This window comes from Pseudomonas sp. GW821-FHT02C04 (assembly GCF_059421845.1).
This window is the reverse complement of sequence record NZ_JBWKVT010000003.1, coordinates 128,045-146,143: the sequence shown is the minus strand read 5'-3', so window position 1 is coordinate 146,143 and position 18,099 is coordinate 128,045. Positions and strand designations below refer to the sequence as shown.

Genomic DNA, 18,099 nt, shown 5'->3' with positions numbered 1-18,099 from the left:
TTGAGTCATGGCAGAAGCAGTCGCCGATAACGTTCCGGCCAAGGCCACCCCGATAGACGGCAAACCGCCGCTGTTCGGTCTGTCCTTCCTGGAAAACCTCTCCGAGATGACCATGCTGCGTCAGGTGGGCCTGTTGGTCGGCCTGGCTGCGAGCGTGGCGATTGGCTTTGCCGTGGTGCTGTGGTCGCAGCAACCGGACTACCGGCCTCTGTACGGCAGCCTTGCCGGTATGGACGCCAAGCAGGTCATGGACACTCTGGCCTCCGCCGATATTCCGTACACCGTTGAACCGAATTCCGGCGCCTTGCTGGTCAAGGCCGATGACCTGTCCCGTGCGCGACTGAAGCTCGCGGCCGCTGGTGTCACTCCCAGCGACGGCAATATCGGTTTCGAGATTCTCGACAAGGAACAGGGTCTGGGTACCAGCCAGTTCATGGAAGCGACGCGTTATCGTCGCGGCCTCGAAGGCGAACTGGCCCGCACCATCTCCGCCCTGAACAACGTCAAGGGCGCGCGCGTTCACCTGGCGATCCCGAAAAGTTCGGTGTTCGTGCGTGACGAGCGTAAGCCAAGTGCTTCGGTACTCGTCGAGTTGTACTCCGGTCGTTCGCTGGAGCCGGGTCAGGTGGTTGCCATCATCAATCTGGTGGCCACTTCCGTTCCCGAGCTGAGCAAGTCGCAGATCACCGTCGTCGACCAGAAGGGCAACCTGCTGTCGGATCAGGCGGAAAACTCTGAAATGACCATGGCCGGCAAGCAGTTCGATTACAGCCGTCGCATGGAAAGCATGCTCACCCAGCGTGTGCACAATATTCTGCAACCGGTACTGGGCAACGATCGCTACAAGGCTGAAGTGTCGGCCGACGTCGACTTCAGTGCCGTCGAATCGACCGCCGAGCAGTTCAACCCTGACCAGCCGGCGCTGCGCAGCGAGCAGTCGGTCAACGAACAGCGTACCGCCAGCAATGGCCCGCAAGGCGTTCCGGGTGCCCTGAGCAACCAGCCGCCGTCGCCAGCCTCGGCACCGCAAACCACCGGTGGCGCAGCAGCCCCGGCGAGCATGGTGCAACCGGGCCAGCCACTGGTTGACGCCAACGGTCAGCAGATCATGGACCCGGCCACCGGCCAGCCGATGCTCGCGCCGTACCCGGCAGACAAGCGTCAACAATCCACCAAGAACTTCGAGCTCGACCGTTCCATCAGCCACACCAAACAGCAGCAGGGTCGCCTGAATCGCCTGTCGGTGTCGGTGGTGGTGGACGATCAGGTCAAGATCAACCCGGCCAACGGCGAAACCACTCGTGCGCCGTGGAGCGCCGACGAATTGGCGCGCTTCACTCGCCTGGTGCAGGACGCGGTCGGCTTCGACGCCAGCCGTGGCGACAGCGTCAGCGTGATCAACATGCCGTTCTCCGCCGAGCGCGGCGAAGTGATTGCCGACATTCCGTTCTACTCCCAGCCATGGTTCTGGGACATCGTCAAACAAGTGCTGGGTGTGTTGTTCATCCTGGTGCTGGTGTTCGGCGTGCTGCGTCCGGTGCTCAACAACATCACCGGTGGCGGCAAAGGCAAGGAGCTGGCCGGTCTGGGCGGCGACATGGAGCTCGGTGGCATGGGCGGTCTGGACGGTGAACTGTCCAACGATCGCGTCAGCCTCGGCGGCCCGACCAGCATCCTGCTGCCGAGCCCGAGCGAAGGCTATGACGCTCAGTTGAACGCAATCAAGAGTCTGGTGGCAGAAGACCCGGGTCGTGTGGCCCAGGTCGTGAAAGAGTGGATTAACGCAGATGAGTGATAACCGAGCCGCCGTCGCCAAACTGTCCCGGGTCGATAAAGCCGCGATTCTGCTGCTGTCCCTGGGTTCGACCGATGCTGCGCAAGTGCTGCGCCACATGGGCCCCAAAGAGGTTCAGCGAGTCGGCGTGGCCATGGCCCAGATGGGCAACGTCCACCGTGAGCAGGTCGAGCAGGTCATGAGCGAGTTCGTCGACATCGTCGGCGACCAGACCAGCCTGGGCGTCGGCTCCGACGACTACGTGCGCAAAATGCTCACCCAGGCCCTGGGTGAAGACAAGGCCAACGGCCTGATCGACCGCATTCTGCTGGGCGGCAACACCAGCGGCCTCGACAGCCTTAAATGGATGGAACCGCGCGCCGTAGCCGACGTGATCCGCTACGAACACCCGCAGATCCAGGCAATCGTGGTCGCGTACCTCGATCCGGATCAGGCCGGTGAAGTGCTGGGCAACTTCGACCACAAGGTGCGTCTGGACATCATCCTGCGCGTATCGTCGCTGAACACCGTGCAGCCGGCCGCGCTGAAAGAATTGAACCAGATCCTCGAGAAGCAGTTCTCCGGCAACTCGAATGCCTCGCGCACCACCCTGGGTGGCATCAAGCGTGCGGCGGACATCATGAACTTCCTCGACAGTTCGATCGAAGGCCAGCTCATGGACTCGATCCGCGAAGTCGACGAAGACCTGTCCGGTCAGATCGAAGACCTCATGTTCGTGTTCAACAACCTGGCCGATGTCGACGACCGCGGTATCCAGGCGCTGTTGCGCGAAGTGTCCTCCGATGTGCTGGTGCTGGCCCTCAAGGGTTCGGACGAAGGCGTCAAGGAAAAGATCTTCAAGAACATGTCCAAACGTGCTGCCGAACTGCTGCGCGACGACCTCGAGGCCAAAGGCCCGGTGCGCGTCAGCGACGTGGAAACCGCGCAGAAGGAAATCCTCACCATCGCCCGCCGTATGGCCGAAGCCGGAGAAATCGTGCTCGGTGGCAAGGGCGGCGAGGAAATGATCTAACACCATGGGCAAGAACGACGACGATGTAACGGACCTGATCCGTGCCCGGGACGTCCGCGGTTTCGAAACCTGGGCAATCCCGAGTTTCGATCCGCCGGCACCGGAACCCGAGCCGGAACCGGAGCCCGAACCGCCGGAGATGGAGGAAGTGCCGCTGGACGAAGTCCAGCCACTGACCCTGGAAGAACTCGAAAGCATCCGTCAGGAGGCTTACAACGAGGGCTTCGCCATCGGCGAAAAAGAAGGTTTCCACAGCGCCACCCTCAAGGTGCGCCAGGAAGCCGAAGTGGCCCTGACAGCCAAGATCAATAGCCTTGAGCAGTTGATGGCGAACCTGTTCGAGCCCATCGCCGAACAAGACACCCAGATCGAAAAATCCCTGGTCGACCTCGTGCAGCACATTGCCAGACAGGTGATCCAGCGCGAACTGGCCATCGACTCGACGCAGATCGAACACGTCATGCGCGACGCCCTCAAGCTGTTGCCGCTGGGCGTGGGCAATGTGCGGCTGTACGTCAATCCGCAGGACTTCGAACAGGTCAAAGCCCTGCGCGAGCGTCATGAGGAAACCTGGCGTATCGTCGAGGACGAATCGCTGCTGCCGGGCGGTTGCCGGGTCGAAACCGAACACAGCCGGATCGATGCGAGCATCGAAACCCGCGTCAGCCAGGTCATGGCCAAGCTGTTCGATCAGTTGCACGAACAAGCCCTGCACCCGGCCGCGCCGGACATGAGCCTGGACTTGCCGGAAGCGCCGAAGCCGGCACCCGTCACCGACGAGCCGCTCGCGGACGCCCCCGATGCGCCTTGAACGCACCAGTTTCGCCAAGCGCCTGAGCACCTACGCTGAAGCCGCCGAAATTCCCGGTGCGCCGATTCTCGAAGGGCGCCTGCTGCGCATGGTCGGCCTCACGCTCGAGGCCGAAGGCCTGCGCGCCGCCATGGGCACCCGCTGCATGGTGATCAACGACGACAGCTATCATCCGTCGCAGGTTGAAGCCGAAGTCATGGGTTTCTCTGGCAGCAAAGTTTTCCTGATGCCGGTCGGCAGTGTTGCCGGTATTGCGCCGGGCGCCCGTGTGGTGCCGCTGGCCGATACCGGTCGCTTGCCGATGGGCATGAGCATGCTCGGTCGCGTGCTGGACGGCGCCGGACGTGCGCTGGACGGCAAGGGCGGCATGAAAGCCGAAGACTGGGTGCCGATGGACGGCCCGACCATCAACCCGCTCAACCGTGACCCGATCAGCGAACCGCTGGACGTCGGCATCCGTTGCATCAACGGTTTGTTGACGGTCGGTCGCGGTCAGCGTCTGGGCCTGTTCGCCGGTACCGGTGTCGGTAAATCGGTATTGCTCGGCATGATGACCCGCTTCACCGAGGCTGACATCATCGTCGTCGGCCTGATCGGTGAGCGGGGTCGTGAAGTTAAGGAATTCATCGAGCACATTCTCGGTGAAGAAGGCCTCAAGCGTTCGGTGGTGGTTGCATCCCCAGCGGACGACGCGCCACTGATGCGTCTGCGTGCGGCGATGTACTGCACGCGGATCGCCGAGTATTTCCGCGACAAGGGCAAGAACGTCCTGTTGCTGATGGATTCCCTGACCCGTTTCGCCCAGGCCCAGCGGGAAATCGCCCTGGCCATCGGCGAGCCGCCGGCGACCAAGGGTTACCCGCCTTCAGTGTTCGCCAAACTGCCGAAGCTGGTGGAGCGCGCCGGTAACGCGGAGAAGGGCGGGGGTTCGATCACTGCCTTCTACACCGTATTGTCCGAGGGCGATGACCAGCAGGACCCGATTGCCGACTCGGCGCGAGGCGTGCTCGACGGGCACATCGTGTTGTCCCGGCGTCTGGCCGAAGAAGGTCATTACCCGGCCATCGATATCGAAGCCTCGATCAGCCGGGTGATGCCGGCGGTGGTCTCGCCGGAGCACATGACCCGTGCGCAGTACTTCAAGCAGCTGTGGTCGCGCTATCAACAGAGTCGCGATCTGATCAGCGTCGGTGCCTATGTTGCCGGCGGTGACCGCGAGACGGACCTTGCCATCAATCTGCAGCCGCAACTGGTCAGGTACCTGCGTCAGGGCCTGAACGACAGCATCAGCCTGGGTGAAAGCGAGGCGTACCTCGAAACGATTTTCGCCCCTGCGGCCGGCGGGTAACCGGCCATGGCCCTGAGCCGAGCCGCGCGTCTGGCGCCGGTGGTGGAAATGGCCGAAAAAGCCGAGAAAACCGCCGTGCAACGCCTGGGTTATTTCCAGGGGCAGGTGAAGGTGGCCGAAAGCAAACTCGCCGACCTGCATGCCTTTCGTCTGGATTACTCCGAGCAATGGATCGTGCGCGGCAGCACAGGCGTGTCCGGGCAATGGCTGCTGGGTTTTCAGGGCTTTCTGGCGCAACTTGATACCGCGGTCGATCAACAGCGGCAAAGCCTGCAATGGCACCAGAACAATCTGGACAAGGCCCGCGATGCCTGGCAGCAGGCGTTTGCCCGGGTCGAAGGTTTGCGCAAACTTGTACAACGCTACCGCGATGAAGCCCAGCGCGCCGAAGACAAGCGCGAGCAGAAGCTGCTGGACGAGTTGTCCCAACGCCTGCCGCGCCGAGATGCCTACTGACGGGTTGATCTCTGACAGTATCCGGCGACTTCCTGCCTTGCCCCTTACCCTTGCAAGTGCTAAACCTTGTACAGGTTCGTCAATGACAAGGAAGCCAGTACATGTCAGTCGTTACAGAAGTCTCTCCGGATGGGCAAAAGCTGACGATTTCGATCAAGGGCCGGTTCGATTTCGGACGCCATCAGGAGTTTCGCGAGTCCTACGAGCGACTCAATAAAAAGCCCGACGCCATCGTGGTGGATCTCAAGGATGCCACCTATCTCGACAGTTCGGCTCTGGGAATGCTGCTTCTGCTGCGCGATCACGCGGGTGGTGACGACTCGGACGTACGAGTGATCAACAGCAATTCGGATGTGCGCAAGATCCTCGCCATTTCCAACTTCGACAAACTGTTCGACATCAGTTGACGGCCATGCAGCCGCAAGAACCGCTGACGATCCTGATCGCCGAAGACAGCGCCGCCGACCGGCTGCTGTTGTCGACGATCGTGCGCCGTCAGGGGCATGTCGTGCTGACGGCTACCAATGGGGCGGAAGCGGTCGCGGTGTTTTCTGCTCAGCAGCCGCATCTGGTGCTGATGGATGCCATGATGCCGGTGATGGATGGCTTCGAAGCTGCGCGGCAGATCAAGGTGCTGGCGGGTGAAAACCTGGTGCCGATCATTTTCCTTACCTCGCTGACCGAGAGCGAAGCCCTGGTGCGATGCCTGGAGGCTGGCGGTGACGATTTTCTGGCGAAGCCGTACAACCAGGTGATCCTGTCCGCCAAAATCAAGGCGATGGATCGCTTGCGTCGCCTGCAAGCCACGGTGCTTGAGCAGCGCGACCTGATTGCCCGGCACCACGACTACCTGCTCAACGAGCAGCGGGTCGCCAAGGCCGTATTCGACAAGGTCGCGCATTCCGGTTGCCTGAGTGCGCCGAACATCCGCTATCTGCAATCACCCTACGCACTGTTCAACGGCGATCTGCTGCTGGCGGCCTACACGCCGGCCGGTGACATGCATGTGTTGCTCGGTGATTTCACCGGGCACGGTCTGCCGGCGGCGGTCGGTGCGATGCCCCTGGCGGAAGTGTTCTACGGCATGACGGCCAAGGGCTATGGCCTGGCCGAAACCCTGCGGGAAATGAACGCCAAGCTCAAGCGCATCCTGCCGGTGGACATGTTCTGCTGCGCGACGCTGCTCTGCCTGAGTTTTCAGCGCCGCAGCGTGGAAATCTGGAACGGCGGAATGCCCGACGGTTATCTGCATCGCATCGCCACGGGCGAGCGGGTGCCGCTTGCGGCGCGGCATCTGCCGCTGGGTGTGCTCAGCCCGCAGGCCTTCGACGATCAAACCGAAGTGCTGTCGATGGCCGTGGGTGACCGTGTGTTCCTGTTGTCCGACGGCGTGATCGACACCTGCGATGCCAATGATCAGTTGTTCGGCGTCGAGCGCTTGCAGCGGGTGTTTGCCGACAATCGCCAGCCGGATCGGCTGTTTGCCGAGATCGAGCAGGCGTTGCAGGATTTTCGCGGCGAAGCCCGGGACGATGTGAGCATGGTCGAGGTCAGCCTGCTGGAAATGGCGCAGGTCAATCCGTCGGCACCGGTGTATTCCGACAGCGGTCAGTCGTGCCCGCTGGACTGGTCGGTGAGCTTCGAATTTCGCGGTTCCACCCTGAAACGCTTCAATCCGTTACCCTACCTGCTGCAATTGCTGCTCGAAGTGCATGGCTTGCGCACGCAGAGCGGGGCGTTGTACAGCGTGCTCGCCGAGCTTTACTCCAATGCGCTGGAGCACGGGGTGTTGGGGCTGGACTCCAGTCTCAAACGCGATGCTTCAGGCTTTGCCCGCTATTATGAGCAGCGTAATGCTCGACTGGATGCCTTGCAGGATGGCTATGTACGCGTGCACTTGCAGGTCCGTCCGGAAGGCGAGGGTGGTTGTCTGATCGTGCGGGTGGAAGACAGTGGCAAAGGCTTTGACGTGGCCCGGGTGATGGAGCGGCCACTCGACGGTGTCCGTTTGTCGGGGCGTGGCGTCAGCCTGATCCGGCAACTGAGCAGGAATCCGAGCTGGTCAGACGATGGTCGCAGTGCTCGCGTGGAGTTTTTCTGGGAGGCTCTGGCATAATCCGCGCATTCTTGATCAAGGAGTGAACAAGTGACTGATGCCTGTGTAGATCGCGACGTACTGAGTGCGTTGCAAGAAGTCATGGAGGATGGCTATCCGGAGTTGCTGGATACGTTCCTGGCAGATTCCGAAGCGCGCCTGCGTGAATTGCAAAAAACCGCGGATGCCGACGCCTTGTCGTCGGTGGCTCATAGCTTCAAAGGCAGCAGCAGCAACATGGGGGCGACCCGTCTGGCTGAGCTTTGCCAGGAGCTGGAGCTGCACGCCAGGGACAAGAGCCCGTCCGAAATCATCAAGCTGGTGGCCGACATCCATAACGAGTTTGCGGATGTGCGCCCCGTCTATGAAGCCGAGCGACAGCGCTCTCCCGCCCATTGAGCCTGCCGTCCGGCGTTTTTATTTGGCGCCGGACGAAACTGGCCCGGCACTTGCAGTTATCTCGTTCAACTGTACCTACGATCCCAGTGCAGCGGAGACCGTGCCATGCCTGCTACCCCTAACATTCTTATTCAGACTGCCGCCCAGGCCAAGGCGCAAGCCGCCTCTGCCAAACCGTCAGTGGTGGCCGCAGGCCCCGGGGACAAGGCTTCAAGCTTCGCTCAGGTGTTTGCCGATCAGGGACAGAACAAGCCTTCCGTTGCGACCGATAACTCGGTGAAACCTGCTCGCGACAAGGACACCGGCAGCGTCAGCAAGAAGGACAGCGGCAAGGATCAGTCTGCCGCCCCCGAGCCGGCCGTTGCCGATAGCGGCAATGCCTTGCCCGCCGACAAAACCTCGTCGACCGCAGCGGATGACGCGGTGGCCAGCGACGATACGTCCGATACACCGACCACGCCGGTCGCCGACACCACGCCTGTCGTAGATCCGACGCTGGACCCGGCGCTGATGCAAGTCGCGCAGCCGGTCGTCACGCCGCCGGTCGTGGCGGCGCCAGTCGTCGAAACACCCGTGAAGCCTGAAACCCAGGCGCCAGCGGTGGCTGCATTGCCGGCGGCTGCCACGGCAGCGCCTGCCGTCGACAGTGATTTCGATCCCGAGGCCGATCCGCTCGACTCGATGCCGGCCGTGCGCATGGCGATGGAGCAGAGCGGTCACATTTCCGCGTCCAGCCAGTCGCAGCCCAAGGCGACGCCGGCCCAGGCCCAGGCGGATGGCGAGCTGACCTCGGCTCAGACCTTCGCCGCCGGCATGGCCAGCATGCTGGATGTGCAGGCTGACAAGGACAGCACCAGCCAGGGCGGTGAAAAGGCCTTCAGTGGTCTGATCGACGATGGCCTGAAAGACCTGAAGTCCGCCACCAGCGATACCCGCGTGGATGATTTCGCCAACCGTCTGGCGGCGCTGACTCAGGCGGCCACACCGAAAACCGCCAACGCGGTGCCGGTGAACCAGCCGATCGCCATGCATCAGAGCGGCTGGACCGAAGAAGTGGTCAACCGCGTCATGTACCTGTCGAGCAACAACCTGAAGGCCGCTGATATCCAGTTGCAGCCGGCCGAACTGGGTCGCCTGGACATTCGGGTGAACATGGTGCCGGACCAGCAGACCCAGGTGACCTTCATGAGCGCACACCCGAGTGTTCGCGAAGCGCTCGACGGCCAGATGCATCGCCTGCGTGACATGTTCACGCAGCAAGGCATGGGGCAGGTCGATGTCAACGTTGCCGACCAGAACCGTGGCTGGCAGGGACAAGGCCAGGAGCAGGCGCAACAGGGGCAGCAGGGTGGTCGCACCAGCGCCGCCGGCGGTCGCCTGGACTCCTCGGAAGAAGAGTTGACGCCTGCGGCCGTGGCCGAAGCAGCTGCTCAAACCACCAGCGTGATCGGCAGCAGCGCCGTCGACTACTACGCCTGATTCATCCTCCCCCGAGGGAGCGGCCCTGTCCGCTCCCTCGTCTGTTTTGCCACCGCTCTCCATTGCCCTCCGACACTTCTGGCATAACACTTGCTCTTGCCTTGCCGTGCGACTGTGAAAACCCGATTAGTGACGGATTATTGGCATGGCGAAGAGCGAAGCAGCAGCAGTAAAAGACCCCGCAACCAAAGGCAAACTCAAGATGATCATTGTGATCGTTCTGGGGCTGCTGCTGGCCATCGGCGCGTCTGTGGGGGCGACGTGGTTCTTCATGCACAGCGCCCAGAGCAAACCTGCGGCTGCCGCGGAAACCGCTCCGGTCGGCAAGCAGCCGGCGATTTTCGAGCCGATGGCGCCGGCCTTCGTGGCCAACTACAACCAGAACGGCCGTCAGCGCTACATGCAGGTGAGCATCACCATGCTGGCGCGCAACCAGGCCGATCTTGAAGCGCTCAAAGTGCACATGCCGGTGATCCGCAACAACCTGGTGATGCTCTTCTCCGGTCAGGACTTCGCCACTTTGGCGACGCCGGTCGGTCAAGAGATGTTGCGCCAGAAGGCCACGGCCAGCGTCCAGGAAGTGGCGCAGAAAGAGCTGGGCAAAGTGGTGATCGAACAGTTGCTTTTCACTAATTTCGTACTGCAGTAGGAACACGACATGGCCGTGCAGGATCTGCTGTCCCAGGATGAAATCGACGCGCTGTTGCATGGCGTCGACGATGGTCTGGTACAGACCGATAACGCTGCCGAACCCGGCAGTGTCAAAAGCTACGACCTGACCAGCCAGGATCGCATCGTCCGTGGACGCATGCCGACTCTTGAGATGATCAACGAGCGTTTTGCCCGTTACACCCGCATCAGCATGTTCAACATGCTGCGCCGCTCGGCGGACGTTGCCGTCGGTGGCGTGCAGGTGATGAAGTTCGGCGAATACGTGCACTCGCTGTACGTGCCGACCAGCCTCAACCTGGTCAAGATCAAACCCCTGCGCGGCACCGCGCTGTTCATCCTCGACGCCAAACTGGTGTTCAAGCTGGTGGACAACTTCTTCGGCGGCGACGGCCGTCACGCCAAGATCGAAGGGCGTGAGTTCACCCCGACCGAACTGCGTGTAGTGCGCATGGTGCTGGAACAGGCGTTCGTCGACCTGAAAGAAGCCTGGCAGGCGATCATGGAAGTCAACTTCGAGTACATCAACTCGGAAGTGAACCCGGCCATGGCCAACATCGTCGGCCCGAGCGAAGCGATCGTGGTTTCCACGTTTCACATCGAACTCGACGGCGGTGGCGGCGACCTGCACGTGACCATGCCGTACTCGATGATCGAGCCGGTGCGCGAAATGCTCGACGCCGGTTTCCAGTCGGACCTCGACGACCAGGACGAGCGCTGGGTCAACGCCCTGCGTCAGGACGTATTGGATGTCGACGTACCGATCGGTGCCACCGTGGCTCGCCGCCAGTTGAAACTGCGCGACATCCTGCACATGCAGCCGGGTGACGTGATCCCGGTCGAGATGCCGGAAGACATGATCATGCGCGCCAACGGCGTGCCGGCCTTCAAGGTCAAGATGGGCTCGCACAAAGGCAACCTCGCGTTGCAGGTGATCGAGCCGATCGAGCGCCGCTGAAGCGGCGCAACACCCCTTTCGCATTTAACTGAATTGTTGCCCGCCGAGGACAAATGATGAACGACGATATGAACGCCCAGGACGATCAGGCACTGGCTGACGAGTGGGCTGCCGCCCTGGAAGAAACCGGTGAAGCCGGGCAGGCCGACATCGACGCGCTGCTGGCCGCCGACGCTGGCGTTTCGAGCTCCAACCGTCTGCCGATGGAAGAGTTCGGCAGCGTGCCGAAGAACAACGATCCGGTGACCCTCGACGGTCCGAACCTGGACGTGATCCTCGACATCCCGGTGTCGATCTCGATGGAAGTGGGCAGCACCGACATCAACATCCGCAACCTGCTGCAACTCAACCAGGGTTCGGTGATCGAGCTCGATCGTCTGGCCGGTGAGCCGCTGGACGTGCTGGTCAACGGCACCCTCATCGCTCACGGCGAAGTGGTTGTGGTCAACGAAAAGTTCGGCATCCGCCTGACCGACGTGATCAGCCCAAGCGAACGCATCAAGAAGCTGCGCTGAGTGAAAAAGGTTCTGGGTTCTTTGCTGGCCTCGGCGCTGGCGCTGCCATCGATCGTGATGGCCGCCGAGCCGGTGGCTGCCACCGCTGCGGCGGTGACGCCTGCGGTCAATAGCGGTGTCGCCGGGCAATTGACGCAGCTGGTGTTCGGTCTGCTGCTGGTGCTGGGATTGATCTTCTTCCTCGCCTGGCTGTTGCGCCGGGTGCAGCAGGCCGGCCCGGCGGGCAAGGGCCAGGTGATCGAGCTGATCGGTTCCCGGGCGCTCGGTCCGCGTGACCGACTGATGCTGGTGCAGGTCGGCAAGGAGCAGATCCTGCTGGGTCTCAGCCCCGGCACGATCACCGCGCTGCACGTACTCAAGGAACCGGTGGACGTCCCGGCGACCTCCGAAAAAGCGACTCCGGAATTTGCCCAGCATCTGTTGAAGATCCTCGGCAAGGATCAAAAGGATACGAAGTAATGGGTGCGTTGCGCATCGTCTTGACCCTGGCCTTGATGTTGGCCGCGCCACTGGCGTTCGCCGCCGATCCGTTGTCGATCCCGGCGATCACCCTGGGCACCAACGCCAACGGTGCGCAGGAGTATTCGGTCAGCCTGCAGATCCTGCTGATCATGACGGCGCTGAGCTTCATTCCGGCCGCCGTCATTCTGATGACCAGCTTCACCCGGATCATCATCGTCTTCTCGATCCTGCGTCAGGCCCTCGGTCTGCAGCAGACGCCGTCGAACCAGATCCTCACCGGCATGGCGCTGTTCCTGACCATGTTCATCATGGCGCCGGTGTTCGACCGGGTGAACAACGATGCCCTGCAACCGTATCTGGCGGAGAAACTCACCGCCCAGCAAGCGGTGGAAAAGGCCCAGGTGCCGATCAAGGACTTCATGCTCGCGCAGACGCGCTCCAGCGATCTCGAGCTGTTCATGCGTCTGTCCAAGCGCACCGATATCGCGACGCCGGATCAGGCGCCGCTGACCATTCTGGTGCCGGCCTTCGTCACGTCTGAACTGAAAACCGCGTTCCAGATCGGTTTCATGATCTTCATTCCGTTCCTCATCATCGACCTGGTCGTGGCGAGTGTGCTGATGGCGATGGGTATGATGATGCTCTCGCCGCTGATCATTTCCCTGCCGTTCAAGATCATGCTGTTCGTGCTGGTGGATGGATGGGCGCTGATCATCGGCACCCTGGCCAGCAGTTTCGGAGGTGTATCGCCATGACGCCAGAAGTAGCGGTCGACATTTTTCGCGAAGCCTTGTGGCTGACCACGATGATGGTCGCGATTCTGGTGATCCCGAGTCTGCTGGTAGGCCTGCTGGTGTCGATGTTCCAGGCCGCCACGCAGATCAACGAACAGACCCTGAGCTTTCTGCCGCGTCTGCTGGTGATGCTGGTGACCCTGATTGTCGGCGGTCCGTGGATCATCCAGACCTTCATGGAATACATCATCCAGCTGTACAAAAACATTCCGCTGGTCATCGGCTGAGTCATGCAGTCGCTGCTTCAGTTGACCGACACGCAGATCAGCACCTGGGTGGCGACGTTCATGCTGCCGCTGTTTCGCATCGGCTCGATGCTGATGGTGATGCCGGTGTTCGGCACCACGCTGGTTCCCAAACGTGTCCGTTTGTACCTCGCCCTCGCGATCACCGTGGTGATCGCGCCGAGCCTGCCGCCGATGCCGGCCGTCAGTCCGCTCGATCTCAGTGGCTTGCTGTTGATTGCCGAGCAGATCCTGGTCGGCGCCGTGTTGGGCTTTTCCTTGCAACTGTTTTTCCAGGCCTTCGTGGTCGCGGGGCAGATCGTCGCGATCCAGATGGGCATGGGCTTCGCCTCGATGATCGACCCCACCAACGGCGTGTCGGTGGCGGTGATCGGGCAGTTCTTCACCATGCTGGTGACGCTGCTGTTCCTCGGCATGAACGGTCACCTTGTAGTCTTTGAGGTGCTGACTGAAAGCTTCACCACGCTGCCGGTCGGTGCGGGTCTGATGACCGCGCATTACTGGGAGCTGGCCGGCAAGCTCGGCTGGGTGCTTGGCGCGGCATTGATGCTGGTGCTGCCGGCTGTCACTGCGCTGTTGGTGGTCAACATTGCATTCGGTGTGATGACCCGGGCGGCGCCACAGCTGAACATCTTCTCGATCGGTTTCCCGCTGACCCTCGTGCTCGGCCTGTTCATTGTCTGGGTCGGGCTGGCGGACATTCTCAATCAGTATCAGCCGCTGGCCGTCGAAGCCTTGCAGCTGCTACGCGAACTGGCACAGGCGCGCTGAGTCATGGCAGAGAGCGAGAGCGGTCAGGATAAAACAGAAGACCCCACGGAGAAGCGCAAGAAGGACTCCCGGGAAAAAGGCGAGATTGCGCGCTCCAAGGAGCTCAACACGCTGGCGATCATGCTCGCCGGGTCCGGCGCGTTGCTGGTGTTCGGCGGCATGCTGGCGCAGGACTTGATGGAGCTGATGCGCCTGAACTTCACGCTGTCGCGCGAAGTGATCATGGATCAGAGCTCCATGGGCAAGTTCCTGATGAATTCCGGGGTGATCGCACTGGTGGCGATCCAGCCGATCATGATCACCTTGCTGCTGGCGGCGTTTCTCGGGCCGATCGCCCTCGGCGGCTGGTTGTTTGCTGCGGGCTCCCTGGCGCCCAAGTTCAGTCGGATGAACCCTGGCGCGGGTCTCAAGCGCATGTTCTCCATGAAGTCGGTGATCGAACTGCTCAAGGCGCTGGCCAAGTTCCTGATCATTCTGGCGGTGGCGCTGGTGGTGTTGTCCGGGGATGTCGACGACCTGTTGCGCATTGCCCACGAACCGCTGGACCGGGCGATCATTCACAGTCTGCAACTGGTGGGCTGGAGCACTTTGTGGATGGCGTGCGGTTTGATCATCATCGCGGCCGTCGACGTCCCGGTGCAGCTCTGGGAGAGCATTAAAAAGCTCAAGATGACCAAGCAGGAAGTGCGCGACGAGCACAAGGATCAGGAAGGCCGGCCGGAGGTCAAACAGCGGATTCGTCAGGTCCAGCGCGAGATGTCGCAGCGCCGGATGATGGCGGCGATCCCGGATGCCGACGTGGTCATCACCAACCCGACGCACTACGCCGTGGCCCTCAAATACGACTCGGAGAAGGGCGGGGCGCCGATGCTGCTGGCCAAGGGCAGCGACTTCCTGGCGCTGAAGATCCGCGAAATCGCCGTGGCCAACAACGTCATGCTGCTCGAATCGCCAGGTCTGGCGCGTTCGATCTACTACTCCACGGAACTGGAGGAAGAGATTCCCGGTGGTCTGTACCTGGCGGTCGCCCAGGTCCTGGCCTACGTCTACCAGATCCGCCAGCACCGCGCGGGCAAGGGCAAGTTCCCGGAACCGCTCAAGGACGATCTGCCGATCCCGCCGGATCTGCGGCGCGATTCCTGATAGTGATGAAGCAAAAAAACCGCCCCCGGTTGAACCCGGTGGCGGTTTTTTTATGCCCGATGACCTGTGTTGCTCGCGAAGGTGTCAGCCGCCACGACGCATTTCTCAAGCCTTTACACGGAGCTCTGCGACTGCGGTAGTTCCAGATTATTCAGCACCCGATTCGCTGCCAGTTCCCCGAGCATGATCAGTTGCCCGATGCCCGTCAGCGTCCTGCGCTGCGCGGCGGGCATGAGGTGGGCGAAGTCATTGGCGATGGTTCTGGCGGAAGCGAGGGTTTCGCAGAGCTCGACCAGCAGCTCTTCGTTTTTGAAGTCCGCGGTAACGGCGAACATCCGGCGGGTTCTGCGCGGTGGTGGAGTGGATCCGGGCGGGCAGAGATAGTGATCGAGGGCGCGGTCGGCGGCTTCGTGAAGCTTTCTGGATTCGAGGGATTCGTAGGGCGAGGCGGGGTCGGTTTCGGGCGGATTGGGTGTTGGTTTGATCATGGTGAAGCTCCTGAGTTATGGAGCCACTCTTTCCCTGTCGCTAAACAGGTGAAGGTGGCAGCTGTACGCAGGTTAGCGAACCGGTCTCAGGCACCCCGGTAGACCCGAAGGTCTCCCGCATACAGCCGCCATAACGTAATTGCGGACGAAGAGTCCCACAACGAAGCCATGAACGCTGATGCGCTGAGAAAGTCCGAGTCGCTAAACCCGATCGCTGATTCGTCAGCGACCGACCCACAATAGAACCCGACCTCAAAGCGCACAAGCCGGCGGATTCTGGCGTAGCTGTAGGCAACGGCGCAAGGATTCGTAGCCTGTAAGGCGTGTCTGAAGGTGTCCTTTAAACACCCGAGTTTAAAAGGCGCTTTTTGCTGACTTCTTGCGAAGGCACCATCCCGCCCAGCAGAAAAACCACGCTCAAACCCCTCTGTTTCAATCATCGGCAAAAGTTGGAAGGCTTCTTGCAGTAGCCGCCGTGCGCCCGCTCTGGGCGTCAAAAGTTTGCTTTAAAGGAACGGGGAAAACCGGTGGATCGCTCTCAGTTAATCAACAGTGCTCGCTCGAACATTGCCGATCTCAGTCGGGGCAATCTGGGTGTGCCGCTGTTGCTGCTGGTCATGCTGGCGATGATGATGTTGCCGGTGCCGCCGTTCCTGCTGGACGTGTTCTTCACCTTCAACATTGCCCTGTCGATCGTCGTGCTGCTGGTCTGCGTGTACGCGTTGCGGCCGCTGGATTTTGCGGTGTTCCCGACGATCCTGCTGGTGGCGACGCTGCTGCGGCTGGCGCTGAACGTGGCGTCGACGCGGGTGGTGATGCTCCACGGTCAGGACGGCCACGCCGCTGCCGGTAAGGTGATCCAGGCCTTCGGTGAGGTGGTGATCGGCGGTAACTACGTGGTCGGTATCGTGGTCTTCGCCATTCTGATGATCATCAACTTCGTCGTGGTGACCAAGGGTGCCGGCCGGATCTCCGAGGTGAGCGCGCGCTTCACCCTCGACGCGATGCCCGGCAAACAAATGGCAATCGACGCCGACCTCAACGCCGGTCTGATCGACCAGAACCAGGCCAAGGCCCGTCGTTCTGAAGTTGCCCAAGAGGCTGAGTTCTACGGTTCGATGGACGGTGCCAGCAAGTTCGTCCGTGGTGACGCCATCGCCGGCCTGCTGATTCTGTTTATCAACCTGATCGGTGGCATGGCCGTCGGTATCTTCCAGCACAACATGACCTTCGCCGACGCCGGCAAGGTTTACGCCCTGCTGACCATCGGTGACGGTTTAGTGGCGCAATTGCCATCACTGTTGTTATCTACAGCGGCCGCGATCATGGTGACCCGTGCTTCCGGTTCGGAAGACATGGGCAAGCAGATCAATCGCCAGATGTTCGCCTCGCCGAAAGCGCTGGCGGTGGCGGCCGGTCTGATGGCGGTCATGGGCCTGGTGCCGGGCATGCCGCACTTCTCCTTCCTGAGCATGGCCGCACTGGCTGCCGGCGGCGCGTACCTGTTCTGGAAAAAGCAGAACGTCGCCAAGGTGCAGGCGCTGCAAGAGGTTCAGCGTCAGCAGGAACTGCTGCCGTCGCCGGCCCGCGCCATGGAAACCAAGGAACTGGGCTGGGACGATGTGACGCCAATCGACATGATCGGTCTGGAAGTCGGTTATCGCCTGATTCCGCTGGTGGACCGCAATCAGGGCGGGCAATTGCTGGCGCGGATCAAGGGCGTGCGCAAGAAGCTCTCGCAGGATCTGGGCTTCCTGATGCCGACCGTGCACATCCGCGACAACCTCGACCTGGCGCCGAGCGCCTATCGCCTGACCCTGATGGGGGTGATCCTGGCCGAAGCCGAGATCTACCCGGATCGCGAACTGGCGATCAACCCGGGGCAGGTCTACGGCACGCTCAACGGCATTACCGCCAAAGATCCGGCTTTCGGGCTGGAGGCGGTGTGGATCGAAGTCAGCCAGCGTGCCCAGGCACAATCGCTCGGTTACACCGTGGTGGACGCCAGTACCGTGGTCGCCACGCACTTGAACCAGATTCTGTACAAACACTCCAGTGAGCTGATCGGCCACGAAGAAGTGCAGCAACTCATGCAATTGCTGGCCAAGAGCTCGCCGAAACTGGCGGAAGAGCTGGTGCCGGGCGTGGTCACGTTGTCGCAGCTGCTGAAAGTTTTGCAGGCGCTGCTGGCCGAACACGTGCCGGTGCGCGACATCCGCAGCATTGCCGAAGCCATCGCCAACAATGCCGCCAAGAGTCAAGATACCGCCGCTTTGGTGGCCGCTGTGCGGGTCGGCGTTTCTCGCGCCATCGTCCAAAGCATTGTAGGGACTGAGTCGGAGCTGCCAGTTATCACGCTGGAGCCAAGGTTGGAACAAATATTGCTCAATAGTCTGCAGAAGGCAGGACAAGGCTCGGAAGAGGGCGTTCTGCTGGAGCCAAGCATGGCCGAGAAGCTGCAGCGTTCGCTCATCGAAGCGGCGCAGCGTCAGGAAATGCAAGGTCAGCCGGTGATCCTGTTGGTAGCAGGCCCGGTTCGCGCGATGCTCTCGCGCTTTGGCCGCCTGGCAGTCCCTGGACTGCATGTGCTGGCCTACCAGGAAATTCCGGACAACAAGCAAGTGACCATCGTTGCGACAGTAGGGCCCAACGGCTGAGG

19 protein-coding genes are annotated in these 18,099 nt (G+C 61.5%); 18 read left to right on the top strand and 1 reads right to left on the bottom strand.

Going from position 1 to position 18,099, the window contains the following annotated elements; genetic code table 11:
- Nucleotides 1–7: 7 nt before the first annotated feature.
- The 17 genes from fliF to flhB all read left to right on the top strand — a co-directional run bounded on the left by fliF (nucleotide 8) and on the right by flhB (nucleotide 14,952).
- Nucleotides 8–1,795: a flagellar basal-body MS-ring/collar protein FliF gene (fliF, locus tag AC07VV_RS12610; protein WP_495036389.1), complete on the top strand. Its 1,788-nt coding sequence runs from the start codon at nucleotides 8–10 to the stop codon at nucleotides 1,793–1,795.
- Complete coding sequence (gene fliG / locus AC07VV_RS12605) at nucleotides 1,788–2,807, top strand: flagellar motor switch protein FliG (protein ID WP_007958288.1); 1,020 nt, start codon at nucleotides 1,788–1,790, stop codon at nucleotides 2,805–2,807. Before fliF ends, fliG begins: the two co-directional genes overlap by 8 nt.
- A gap of 4 nt (nucleotides 2,808–2,811) precedes the next feature.
- On the top strand, nucleotides 2,812–3,618 hold the full coding sequence (gene fliH / locus AC07VV_RS12600; RefSeq protein WP_495036388.1) for a flagellar assembly protein FliH: 807 nt from the start codon (nucleotides 2,812–2,814) through the stop codon (nucleotides 3,616–3,618).
- Nucleotides 3,608–4,966 (top strand): flagellar protein export ATPase FliI, encoded by a 1,359-nt coding sequence (fliI, locus tag AC07VV_RS12595; RefSeq protein WP_096822179.1) that lies wholly within the window; start codon nucleotides 3,608–3,610, stop codon nucleotides 4,964–4,966. The genes fliH and fliI overlap by 11 nt, the downstream gene beginning before the upstream one ends.
- Nucleotides 4,967–4,972: 6 nt before the next feature.
- On the top strand, nucleotides 4,973–5,422 hold the full coding sequence (fliJ, locus tag AC07VV_RS12590) for a flagellar export protein FliJ (RefSeq protein WP_085733745.1): 450 nt from the start codon (nucleotides 4,973–4,975) through the stop codon (nucleotides 5,420–5,422).
- 101 nt (nucleotides 5,423–5,523) lie between these two features.
- Nucleotides 5,524–5,829: an STAS domain-containing protein gene (locus AC07VV_RS12585; RefSeq protein WP_096822178.1), complete on the top strand. Its 306-nt coding sequence runs from the start codon at nucleotides 5,524–5,526 to the stop codon at nucleotides 5,827–5,829.
- A 5-nt stretch (nucleotides 5,830–5,834) separates the two neighbouring features.
- Nucleotides 5,835–7,538 carry an ATP-binding SpoIIE family protein phosphatase gene (locus tag AC07VV_RS12580; RefSeq protein WP_096822177.1) on the top strand — a complete coding sequence of 568 codons (1,704 nt, stop codon included), beginning with the start codon at nucleotides 5,835–5,837 and terminating at the stop codon, nucleotides 7,536–7,538.
- 30 nt (nucleotides 7,539–7,568) lie between these two features.
- Nucleotides 7,569–7,916: an Hpt domain-containing protein gene (locus AC07VV_RS12575; RefSeq protein ID WP_096822176.1), complete on the top strand. Its 348-nt coding sequence runs from the start codon at nucleotides 7,569–7,571 to the stop codon at nucleotides 7,914–7,916.
- 105 nt (nucleotides 7,917–8,021) lie between these two features.
- The gene (locus AC07VV_RS12570; protein WP_495036387.1) at nucleotides 8,022–9,395 is read left to right on the top strand and encodes a flagellar hook-length control protein FliK; all 1,374 of its coding nucleotides are present in this window, start codon (nucleotides 8,022–8,024) and stop codon (nucleotides 9,393–9,395) included.
- Nucleotides 9,396–9,540: 145 nt separating this feature from the next.
- Nucleotides 9,541–10,044: a flagellar basal body-associated protein FliL gene (fliL, locus tag AC07VV_RS12565; RefSeq protein WP_096822174.1), complete on the top strand. Its 504-nt coding sequence runs from the start codon at nucleotides 9,541–9,543 to the stop codon at nucleotides 10,042–10,044.
- 9 nt (nucleotides 10,045–10,053) lie between these two features.
- Nucleotides 10,054–11,022: a flagellar motor switch protein FliM gene (gene fliM / locus AC07VV_RS12560; protein ID WP_003222890.1), complete on the top strand. Its 969-nt coding sequence runs from the start codon at nucleotides 10,054–10,056 to the stop codon at nucleotides 11,020–11,022.
- Between the two features lie 56 nt (nucleotides 11,023–11,078).
- On the top strand, nucleotides 11,079–11,537 hold the full coding sequence (gene fliN, locus AC07VV_RS12555; RefSeq protein ID WP_096822173.1) for a flagellar motor switch protein FliN: 459 nt from the start codon (nucleotides 11,079–11,081) through the stop codon (nucleotides 11,535–11,537).
- The gene (fliO, locus tag AC07VV_RS12550; RefSeq protein WP_493072021.1) at nucleotides 11,538–11,996 is read left to right on the top strand and encodes a flagellar biosynthetic protein FliO; all 459 of its coding nucleotides are present in this window, start codon (nucleotides 11,538–11,540) and stop codon (nucleotides 11,994–11,996) included. It begins immediately after the preceding gene.
- The gene (gene fliP / locus AC07VV_RS12545; protein ID WP_096822171.1) at nucleotides 11,996–12,754 is read left to right on the top strand and encodes a flagellar type III secretion system pore protein FliP; all 759 of its coding nucleotides are present in this window, start codon (nucleotides 11,996–11,998) and stop codon (nucleotides 12,752–12,754) included. Before fliO ends, fliP begins: the two co-directional genes overlap by 1 nt.
- Nucleotides 12,751–13,020, top strand: coding sequence for a flagellar biosynthesis protein FliQ (fliQ, locus tag AC07VV_RS12540; RefSeq protein ID WP_096822170.1), 270 nt, complete (start codon nucleotides 12,751–12,753; stop codon nucleotides 13,018–13,020). The genes fliP and fliQ overlap by 4 nt, the downstream gene beginning before the upstream one ends.
- Before the next feature lie 3 nt (nucleotides 13,021–13,023).
- Entirely contained in the window at nucleotides 13,024–13,809 is a 786-nt protein-coding gene (fliR, locus tag AC07VV_RS12535; protein ID WP_096822169.1) for a flagellar biosynthetic protein FliR, read from the top strand.
- 3 nt (nucleotides 13,810–13,812) lie between these two features.
- Complete coding sequence (gene flhB, locus AC07VV_RS12530) at nucleotides 13,813–14,952, top strand: flagellar biosynthesis protein FlhB (protein WP_192560097.1); 1,140 nt, start codon at nucleotides 13,813–13,815, stop codon at nucleotides 14,950–14,952.
- Nucleotides 14,953–15,065: 113 nt separating this feature from the next.
- Here flhB and AC07VV_RS12525 read toward each other — a convergent pair whose 3' ends face one another.
- Nucleotides 15,066–15,440 (bottom strand): DUF6124 family protein, encoded by a 375-nt coding sequence (locus tag AC07VV_RS12525; RefSeq protein ID WP_495036386.1) that lies wholly within the window; start codon nucleotides 15,438–15,440, stop codon nucleotides 15,066–15,068.
- A 527-nt stretch (nucleotides 15,441–15,967) separates the two neighbouring features.
- On the opposite strand from AC07VV_RS12525, the gene flhA reads away from it, so the two are divergent.
- A complete protein-coding gene (flhA, locus tag AC07VV_RS12520) occupies nucleotides 15,968–18,097 on the top strand; it encodes a flagellar biosynthesis protein FlhA (RefSeq protein WP_273536702.1) in 2,130 nt (709 codons plus the stop codon).
- The last annotated feature ends 2 nt before the right edge of the window (nucleotides 18,098–18,099 follow it).